Annotated in this window: 10 protein-coding genes; 5 read left to right on the plus strand and 5 right to left on the minus strand. The window is 59.6% G+C overall.

Going from position 1 to position 8,006, the window contains the following annotated elements:
* Window positions 1-3: 3 nt before the first annotated feature.
* Window positions 4-660: a sigma-70 family RNA polymerase sigma factor gene (locus ACR0C6_RS16040; RefSeq protein WP_170346661.1), complete on the minus strand. Its 657-nt coding sequence runs from the start codon at window positions 658-660 to the stop codon at window positions 4-6.
* A gap of 146 nt (window positions 661-806) precedes the next feature.
* Here ACR0C6_RS16040 and ACR0C6_RS16045 point away from each other — a divergent pair, with 146 nt between their 5' ends.
* From ACR0C6_RS16045 to ACR0C6_RS16060, 4 genes are all read left to right on the plus strand, one after another.
* A complete protein-coding gene (locus tag ACR0C6_RS16045; RefSeq protein ID WP_480620178.1) occupies window positions 807-1,580 on the plus strand; it encodes a DUF1365 domain-containing protein in 774 nt (257 codons plus the stop codon).
* A gap of 85 nt (window positions 1,581-1,665) precedes the next feature.
* Entirely contained in the window at window positions 1,666-1,983 is a 318-nt protein-coding gene (locus tag ACR0C6_RS16050; protein WP_152459349.1) for a DUF3775 domain-containing protein, read from the plus strand.
* Window positions 1,984-2,221: 238 nt separating this feature from the next.
* Window positions 2,222-2,449 (plus strand): YjiS-like domain-containing protein, encoded by a 228-nt coding sequence (locus tag ACR0C6_RS16055; RefSeq protein WP_152459348.1) that lies wholly within the window; start codon window positions 2,222-2,224, stop codon window positions 2,447-2,449.
* A 59-nt stretch (window positions 2,450-2,508) separates the two neighbouring features.
* Window positions 2,509-2,712 carry a DUF1127 domain-containing protein gene (locus ACR0C6_RS16060; protein ID WP_152459347.1) on the plus strand — a complete coding sequence of 68 codons (204 nt, stop codon included), beginning with the start codon at window positions 2,509-2,511 and terminating at the stop codon, window positions 2,710-2,712.
* Window positions 2,713-2,803: 91 nt separating this feature from the next.
* Here ACR0C6_RS16060 and ACR0C6_RS16065 read toward each other — a convergent pair whose 3' ends face one another.
* The 4 genes from ACR0C6_RS16065 to ACR0C6_RS16080 are packed head-to-tail and all read right to left on the minus strand — an operon-like array spanning window position 2,804 to window position 6,303.
* A complete protein-coding gene (locus ACR0C6_RS16065) occupies window positions 2,804-3,946 on the minus strand; it encodes a saccharopine dehydrogenase family protein (RefSeq protein ID WP_480620181.1) in 1,143 nt (380 codons plus the stop codon).
* A 3-nt stretch (window positions 3,947-3,949) separates the two neighbouring features.
* Window positions 3,950-5,005 carry a saccharopine dehydrogenase gene (locus ACR0C6_RS16070; RefSeq protein WP_480620182.1) on the minus strand — a complete coding sequence of 352 codons (1,056 nt, stop codon included), beginning with the start codon at window positions 5,003-5,005 and terminating at the stop codon, window positions 3,950-3,952.
* Window positions 5,006-5,019: 14 nt separating this feature from the next.
* Window positions 5,020-5,634: a glutathione S-transferase family protein gene (locus ACR0C6_RS16075; RefSeq protein WP_480620184.1), complete on the minus strand. Its 615-nt coding sequence runs from the start codon at window positions 5,632-5,634 to the stop codon at window positions 5,020-5,022.
* 18 nt (window positions 5,635-5,652) lie between these two features.
* Window positions 5,653-6,303 (minus strand): histidine phosphatase family protein, encoded by a 651-nt coding sequence (locus tag ACR0C6_RS16080; RefSeq protein ID WP_171229895.1) that lies wholly within the window; start codon window positions 6,301-6,303, stop codon window positions 5,653-5,655.
* Between the two features lie 136 nt (window positions 6,304-6,439).
* Between ACR0C6_RS16080 and ACR0C6_RS16085 the strand changes: the two genes are divergently transcribed.
* On the plus strand, window positions 6,440-7,627 hold the full coding sequence (locus ACR0C6_RS16085) for a Zn-dependent hydrolase (protein WP_480620186.1): 1,188 nt from the start codon (window positions 6,440-6,442) through the stop codon (window positions 7,625-7,627).
* The last annotated feature ends 379 nt before the right edge of the window (window positions 7,628-8,006 follow it).

The raw sequence follows: 8,006 nt of genomic DNA on the forward strand, positions 1-8,006 counted from the left end.
ATCTCAGTTCATCGCATGGCGCAAGCGGTCCAGCGCCAGCCTGATTCGTGATTTGATCGTTCCCAGGGGCAACCCGGTCTGAGACGCAATTTCCCGATGACTCAGATCACCGAAATACGCCTTTTCGATCAGCTCTCTCTGCGCGTCCGGCAACGCTGTCAAAGCGGTGCGCAGCTGCGCGGTTTCCTGTTGCAGCATGATGACATCGTCCTGTTCAGGCTCGGCCTCGGGACCCCACCACAGTTCTTCGGGTTCGGGGCGGCGTTGCTTTCGCAGAACGTCAATGCGCTTGTTCCGAGCGATGGTGAACACCCAGGTGGCCACCGTTGCCCGCGTCGGGTCGAACAGATGGGCTTTGTGCCACAAGGTCGCCATCACCTCCTGGGCGCACTCCTCAGCCATCGTGGCGTCTGATCCTGACTTCATCAGGAACGCCTTGATTCGTGGCGCGAAATGCTGGAACAGTTCGGCAAAAGCCGCCTGATCCTGCGCGTCGCGGATGCGCCTGACGTGATCCACCCATTCGGTTCTCGTCTCGCGCCTGCCGTTTCTTCCGTTCACCCGTCTACCCTTGATGCATTTCTTTTCGCGCCGAGGCTGAAGGACGGCCGGTTCAGCCGCAGGTTCGTCCAAGGTCACGGTATCGATCTCGGTAAACATAACCTCATTACGGCGCGTTCCCCAAGCCGGATCACTTTATCGGGACATTATGATCCAAATTGTGCAAATTGCCGTATCAGGATTACCAGCATCTGAAGGAAATCAGTGTAGTTCAAAGCATTTACGTGAAGGCCAGAAAGCAGCGGATGACGCAGAAAATAGACCATATCGCGGGTCATACCTATCACGGGCGCAAGGGTGCGATTGAAAACGCATTCCGATACTCGGTCGATTACATCCTGCTGGATCCCGAAGCAGAGCTGGACACCCCCTTGCTGTTTTCGGTTGATCGCGCGAATGTCACGAACTGGCGCACCGCCGACCATGGGGGAGAGCCGGGTCATGGGGAAGGGGCCCAGTGGCTCCGCGTTCGATTTGATGAAATGTCGGTGCAACAACCGGCGCGTTTCAAGTTGCTGACGCAACCGCGCGTTTTGGGTCACGTTTTCAATCCCGTCAGTTTTTGGTTCTGTTTTGACGACAGCGATCACCTTTATGCCGTGGTGGCCGAGGTCACCAATACCTATGGCACCCGTCACAGTTACCTGTGTCACAAACCCGATTTCTCGGTCATCGAACCGACTGACAGGGTGGTGGCGGACAAGCTGATGCATGTTTCACCGTTTCAGAAAATCGAAGGCAGCTATACGTTCCGCTTTGACTATCGCGCGGATCGGGTCGGTGTCTGGATTGATTACGGCCGCGCTGATGGTGGGCTGATCGCGACGCTGACCGGCCCGCGGCAACCCCTGACCAACCGCGTGATTCTGTGGTCCTTGCTGCGGCGGCCATTCGGCGCCCGGAGAACCTTTGCACTGATCGTCTGGCAGGCTTTCCGGCTGTGGCTGAAAAAAGCCACCTTTCGCCCGTTTCGCAGGCAACCGGTACCGGACCAGCCGATTTCGCGTGCGCGGAACTAGGGCCGTTGTTTGCGTAAGATCAAAGACTCGGCCGTTGTTCGGTGATTGTGATGGCACGACAACCGCGAACACGAGGAGCTGATGCATGTTGGAAATATCGGCAAGAAAGGTCGCTCAGATTGCCATGATGGGGCGCGAGCTGAACCGGGCAGAAGGTGAAATGCGCGCCTTCATCGAACGTATGAGCGAAGACGAGCAAGCCGAACTGGTTGCCATCATGTGGATCGGCCGCGAAAGCTTTTTCCCCGAGGATCTGGCCGAAGCGATTGCCACTGCCAAGGCCGAGGCCTCGACCCCCTGCGCCGACTACCTGATCGGCACTCCGCACATGTCAGACCACCTTGAGAACGGTCTGGACGCGCTGGGGATATCAGCCGAGGACGTTGAAAACGATCTGATGTGACCTGCGTGCAAAGGGGCGTTTTCTGCGACGGATCGATATTCGCGTTATCTTGATCCGCCACTGAAAAGACATGTCGCGGGCCTGGATCGAAGTTTGCAATCAACGCCTCGGTCCAGCCCGAACTTTCCCTCCAATACAGTCTTAACAAACCTTAATGAACCGGTTTGGTAACGTTAAGGCAGCCTTCCCAAATCTGATGTCAGGAAGACAAAGACATTGAGTTCAGGAGGAGAAAGACATGTCACATACACAAACATTCGAAGGCCGGGGTGGCCTGCTTGACGGTCTGTTTTCAAACTATGCAGAAGCAAAGGTCGAGCATTTCCGCCGCCGGATTTTTTCGAAAACCGTGCGGGATCTGGAAAAGCTTGATGACGTGCAACTGGCCGACATCGGCATCCAGCGGGATCAGATCAAAAGACGCGCATATGAAAGTGTGTATCACAACAAGCCATACCGGCAGTGATCAAGTATTCAGCGTGCACTGAAACCCATCCCCAAAAGCCTGTCAGCGAGGTTACCAGAATGTTCGACGTCGTACCGCCCACCAATCAACCGGCTCCGGCCGCCAGCGCGCTTTTGCTGTTCGATCGTGCCATGCGGATCCGTTCGATCAGCCCTGATATTGTCCGCGCAGCCCAGCATCTGAATGCTTTGACCGATCATCAGTTGTCCGAGCTGGGCATCAACCGCAGTGATATCGAAGATACCATCCAGCGGTATATCTGAAGGCCGGGTGAGGGAAACCCGAACGAGGACAATATGCGTAAAGTACAAAAATGAAAGCCATTCCAGACAGTCTGGAATGGCTTTTTTGCATTCAGGCCGTGTGATCGACGATTTGCAGATGCTGGGCCAGCTTGTCGATTTCACCCATCCATCCCTGCACCAGCTTGGGATCGCTGGGGGCCGCGTGAACACCGGCCGGGATGGCGCGGTTCAATACGGCCTCGACCGCAAGTGAGACCGGAATCGACACCAGACGCGCCATCGCCGTGCCACGTTCGTCGCCCCAGGCGTCCATGACATAGGTCTTGTGCCAGACTTCGACGCCGTCTTTCTCGGCCTTCAATCCCACGCACAACACAACACGATCAGGCTCGCCTTCGTCATAGGCGTTTTCCTCCCAGAACTGGTCCGACATCTCTTTCAGACGCGCATCCCCTTCCGGGCCGGACAGGGTTTCGATCTCGGTGAAAACATTCGACCACGCGTCGGCCCAGCCGTTCAGACGCAGGGTGCCGCGGACGAATTCCTTGACCGGCCAGTGGTCCTCGAAATGGTACTGCGCCACGAAGGGGATCGAATCGCGGTTCGGGTAGACCTCGAAGCTTTCCGGTGTCGGCAGCGGGGCGATATAGCTGCTGATCGCATCCCAGGGGCGGGCAACGTCCAGCGGCGCGTAATCGCGGATCGATTTCGACGGCGACCGCAGCGCTTTCAACACGCCCAGCGGCGACCAGCTGAATTTATAGCGGAACGGGTTGGGGTTCTTGGGAATGCCGCCGCAATAGGAAATGAAGCTCAGGTGGTTTTCCGGGTCGAACGCATCGGAGCCGCGGTAGTCGTCGATCAGGGCGTGTGCCATCAGGTGATCGATGCCCGGGTCCAGCCCGACCTCGTTGACCAGTGCGACACCGGCCTCGCGTGCCTTGTCATCCAGCGCGCGCATCTCGGGCGCGATATACGAAGACGAGACGAAATTGGCCTGTTTCGAAATCGCCAGGTCCGCAAGCGGCACATGCCAGTCGCCCGGCAGCATCGAGACGATCACATCGCCCTTCTCCAGTACGGCGCCAAGCGCGTCGATGTCGAAGGCCCGGATGTCGTCGGTCAGGTCTCCGACCTCGGCCCTGGCCTTGTCGACGGTCCGGTTCCACACGGTGACCTTGTGGCCGCCTTCGATCAGGCGACGCAGGCCGGGAATGGCCGAGAGGCCGGTGCCACACCAATGAATGGTCATCGTTCAGAGTCCTTCAATATGCGTTTTGTAAGTTGCTTCTGCCCGACCCCAGACACCGCTGTCCAGATCGGCCAGAGTCAGCAAGGACGGCAGCAGTTGCGCGGCATAGTCTTCCGAGCTTTCGACCGGCAGCATCGAGGGCAGGTTGTCGATCGCCATCACGTCCATCACCGGGTCGGTGGCCACGCGCAGGGCGGGTTCTTGCCACGTGGTGGCGCGGTCATAGACGGGCACCGGGTTGTAGTCGCTGTCCGGGTCGCAGGCCACGTCACCGATGGCGGTCAGCTTGCGCGGGGCGGTCAGCGCCTCGCGCGGGACGAAGACAGGCGTTCCGGGGCGCGCGAAGATGCAGTTCAGGAACAGATCATGGTCGAGGATTTCCGGGAAAGGCCCACCGCTGGCGGTTTCGGCCATGTCCCACTTGGTGACCGCGACGCCCATCGCCTCACACAGGTCTGCGGCGCCGGTGCCTACACGGCCCAAAGCTCCGATGACGATGGCGCGGGGGCGGGGCGCGCCGGTGGCGTCCAATTCTGCCAGAAGTTCGGCGTTCAGCGCGTCCTTGCCGGGATAGACGCCGACGGGCCCGCAGATCCCGCCCCGTTGCTGCGCCGCCCAGGTCTTGAGTGTCACCGCCGCGCCCGCGTAGCCTGCCCAATAGCCGAATGCGGCGACCCGGCGACCATCCTCATCGACGAGGTATTCCAGATCATAAAGCGTGCCGCCGCCCGCCTTGAACCGTTCCAGCAGAGCCCGGCCCGAATGCTGGCCCTTGAAGGCATGGCCGAACATGATGTGGCGGTGGGGCAGGGGTGTACCGTCTTCGGGCAGTTCCTTGAGGCCGAAGATGATCGCGTCCAGCGGGGCCTCGGGCCAGGAATTCTCGGGCGCGATCTCGCAGCCTGCTTCCTTGTAGCCGACCAGTGGGATGGCGCGGGCATGGCTTTCCTCGACCGTCACGCGGATGCCGGCCGCGATCAGCGCCGCGGCACCTTCCGGCGTCAGCCCAAACCGTTCTTCGTTCGGGCGCTGTTCTGCCCGGACCCAGAGATGTGTCATCTTATTTCCTTTTGTCAGAGCATTCCGGCAGCACGCACTGCCTGAACCGAAGGGCGTGCCTCCATCGCCTCACGGAAGGCGACAATTTTGGGAAAGGCCGAAACGTCCACGCCATCGCCTTCCAGCCAGCTGCACACCACATACAGATAGGCATCGGCCAGCGAGAACGCCTCGCCCAGCACAAATGGACCACGCAGGCCGTTCGACGAAATATAATCGCAGGACGCGGTCATCGTCTGCGCGACCTTGTCTTTCATGTCTTTCCAGCTGGATTTCTTGTCGGCCCAGCGGTGCCCGCGCAGCTTGTGCGCGTGGTTCACATGCATGGTCGAGGCAAGGTAGAACATCACTTCGCGCATCCGGGCAGCCATCACCGGATCAGCCGGCACCAGCCCGGCCTCGGGGGCCTTGGCTGCAATGAATTCCAGCAGGGCTCCGGTTTCAGTCAGGATGCCGCCATCCACCACCAACGCCGGAACGCGGCCTTTGGGGTTTATCTGCTTGTAAGCTGGTTTCGTCTGTTCGCCCCCGGCGAAGTCGAGCTTGACCGCTTCGTATTCCAGCCCGGCCTCTTCCAGGGCAATCGCAACAGCGATCGAGATGGTTCGGGGTGCATAGTAGAGCTGCATCAGGCGTCTCCGATCTGGTTACAGGTGGGTCTGCGCGAATTGCCGATCAGGGGCTTCCAGATGCGGAACGGCATTGAAAAGAACCGGGCTCAGCTGAGCGCCAATCGGATGCAGACGATGCATCGACGTGTTCATGATGGCAAGGGCCACCCGTGCCATTGACGGGATATCCAACCCCATCGCCTGACGCACCACCATCGAAATCAACCCGCCCGAGGTCACGACGATTGCCGGTCCGCCCTCGGTCCCGATCTCGTGCAGCGCGTCGCGCACGCGCGTCTCGAATTCTTCGAAGGTTTCCGGTGCGTTCTTGATTTCGCCATTGGCCCAGGCCGCAAATGTTCTGGGCAGGTGTTCGACGAAACCTTCGCGGTCGGTGGGGATCGCGACGCCGTGTTGGTCCTCGAACAGTTGCGCCAGCGTGAAATACTCGATCTCGTTCAGTCGCGCGTCACGGATTGGATCGTGCAATCCCATGCTGTCCGCTGTCTCGGCGTGGCGGGTCAGGGTGCCGCAATAGACCCGGGCATAGTGGCTGCGGGTGTCACGCAGATGCGCCCCCAGCCAGCGCGCCTGCTGATGCCCCAAGTCGCTGAGCCTGTCATAGCTTGCCTCGTCCCGCGCCGTTGTGTTCGCCTGCCCGTGACGCACCAATGTGATATGTGACATGTCGGTCCCTCTTGCGCCGAAGTCTTAGGGCAGGTTCCCCTCTGGTGCCAGAGGGGTTTCACGCCTGTCGAAAAAAACCTCGCTCCTTTTCTGTTTCTGGCTATGGTTCGCCTCGAACAAACCTTCGGAGGGGTTTATGACCGTCGATCACACGCGTTTTCTGACCGACCTGCATAAGTTGCGTGAATTCGGTGCCGCGGGAGTGGGCAAGGGGGTTGTCCGCCCTGCCTATTCCGACGCGGATATCGCTGCGCGCCAGTGGCTTGCCGGACGTATGTGCGAAGCGGGCCTGACCCCGCAGTTTGACCCGGTGGGAAACCTGTTCGGATTGGCGTCCGGTCCTTCGCTGCTGATGGGATCACATTCCGACAGTCAGCCCGAAGGCGGCTGGCTGGACGGCGCCCTTGGCGTCATCGCCGCGCTGGAAGTCGCACGTTCCGTCGACCGTCCCATTTCAGTTGTCAGCTTTCAGGACGAAGAGGGGCGTTTTGGCGTGACCACAGGTTCTGCTGTCTGGTCAGGCGGGTTGTCTCTGGAAAAAGCTGATGTGTTGACCGATGGGGCGGGCGTCAGCTTTGGCCAGGCCCGATCGTCCATGGCAGATCTGTCCCAGGGATTCGTCGACCCGTCCCGTTTCGATGGCTTTATAGAGATGCATATCGAACAGGGCCCCTCGCTGGACGCGTCCGGAGACCAGATCGGAGTCGTCACCGATATCGTTGGCATCCGCGATATGTCGATCACCTTCGAAGGTCAGCAGAACCACGCCGGCACCACCCCCATGCACCTGCGCCGCGACGCATTTCAGGCCCTGTCCCTGTTCAACACCCGGCTCAATGAGAGGTTCCGCAATGTCGTCACGCCGCAGACGGTCTGGACAATCGGGCGGGTCAACCTGCATCCAAACGCTTCGTCCATCGTGCCGGGGCGGGTTCGGTTCTCGATGCAATGGCGCGATGCCGATGCAGACCGTTTGGCCCGGATGGAGGAGATCATTCGGGCGACAGCACAAGAAACCGCTGAGCAACTGGGGATGAGTTTGGATTACGGCCCCATCCTTGGGCTGGATCCCGTTGCCATGGATCCGACCTTGCGCCGCGCTCTTGAACGCGGTGCGGAACAGGTCGCGCCGGGTCGGTGGCGCAGAATGCCCTCGGGGGCCTTGCACGATGCCACCAACGTGTCTCGCCTGATGCCGGTCGCGATGCTGTTCACGCCCTCGATCGACGGAGTCAGCCATGATTTTGCAGAAGATACGGCAGAGGTCGATTTGATTGCGGGGCTCGAAGTTCTGGTGCGTGCCGTACGGTCCCTCTCTGTCTAAACGCAACTTTGCAACGAAAAATCCCGAGGAAGGTTGTGCATCGACGGTGAAATCCTCCCCCCGGCATCCGGCCGGGCGCCGGGGATTTCACGCGATGGAAATGAGGGTTGTTGCCTAACGGAAAAAAGTTTCCTATAGGAACATTCATGATGCATGCGTCTGTATACCGCCTCTTCTTCGGATCGGTGTTTCACTAGAAAACGGGTGGAATCATTGCATTCTATGCGGCTTGGGGCAGACTGACGGTTATGCATTTTGACCTTTGGATAATCGGAAGTTGACCGGATCATGACCACACCGAAGCGCACGCCTCTCCACTCTTTGAACGTCGAGCTTGGCGGGAAGATGGTTGATTTTGCTGGTTGGGAGATGCCTGTTC

This window comes from Ruegeria sp. AL12 (genome assembly GCF_056540885.1).

Excerpts from the sequence above, each read along its gene's own strand:
- ACR0C6_RS16040 (WP_170346661.1), bottom strand. The coding sequence starts at position 660 with ATGTTTACCGAGATCGATACCGTGACCTTGGACGAACCTGCGGCTGAA.
- ACR0C6_RS16045 (WP_480620178.1), top strand. The coding sequence starts at position 807 with ATGACGCAGAAAATAGACCATATCGCGGGTCATACCTATCACGGGCGC.
- ACR0C6_RS16050 (WP_152459349.1), top strand. The coding sequence starts at position 1,666 with ATGTTGGAAATATCGGCAAGAAAGGTCGCTCAGATTGCCATGATGGGG.
- ACR0C6_RS16055 (WP_152459348.1), top strand. The coding sequence starts at position 2,222 with ATGTCACATACACAAACATTCGAAGGCCGGGGTGGCCTGCTTGACGGT.
- ACR0C6_RS16060 (WP_152459347.1), top strand. The coding sequence starts at position 2,509 with ATGTTCGACGTCGTACCGCCCACCAATCAACCGGCTCCGGCCGCCAGC.
- ACR0C6_RS16065 (WP_480620181.1), bottom strand. The coding sequence starts at position 3,946 with ATGACCATTCATTGGTGTGGCACCGGCCTCTCGGCCATTCCCGGCCTG.
- ACR0C6_RS16070 (WP_480620182.1), bottom strand. The coding sequence starts at position 5,005 with ATGACACATCTCTGGGTCCGGGCAGAACAGCGCCCGAACGAAGAACGG.
- ACR0C6_RS16075 (WP_480620184.1), bottom strand. The coding sequence starts at position 5,634 with ATGCAGCTCTACTATGCACCCCGAACCATCTCGATCGCTGTTGCGATT.
- ACR0C6_RS16080 (WP_171229895.1), bottom strand. The coding sequence starts at position 6,303 with ATGTCACATATCACATTGGTGCGTCACGGGCAGGCGAACACAACGGCG.
- ACR0C6_RS16085 (WP_480620186.1), top strand. The coding sequence starts at position 6,440 with ATGACCGTCGATCACACGCGTTTTCTGACCGACCTGCATAAGTTGCGT.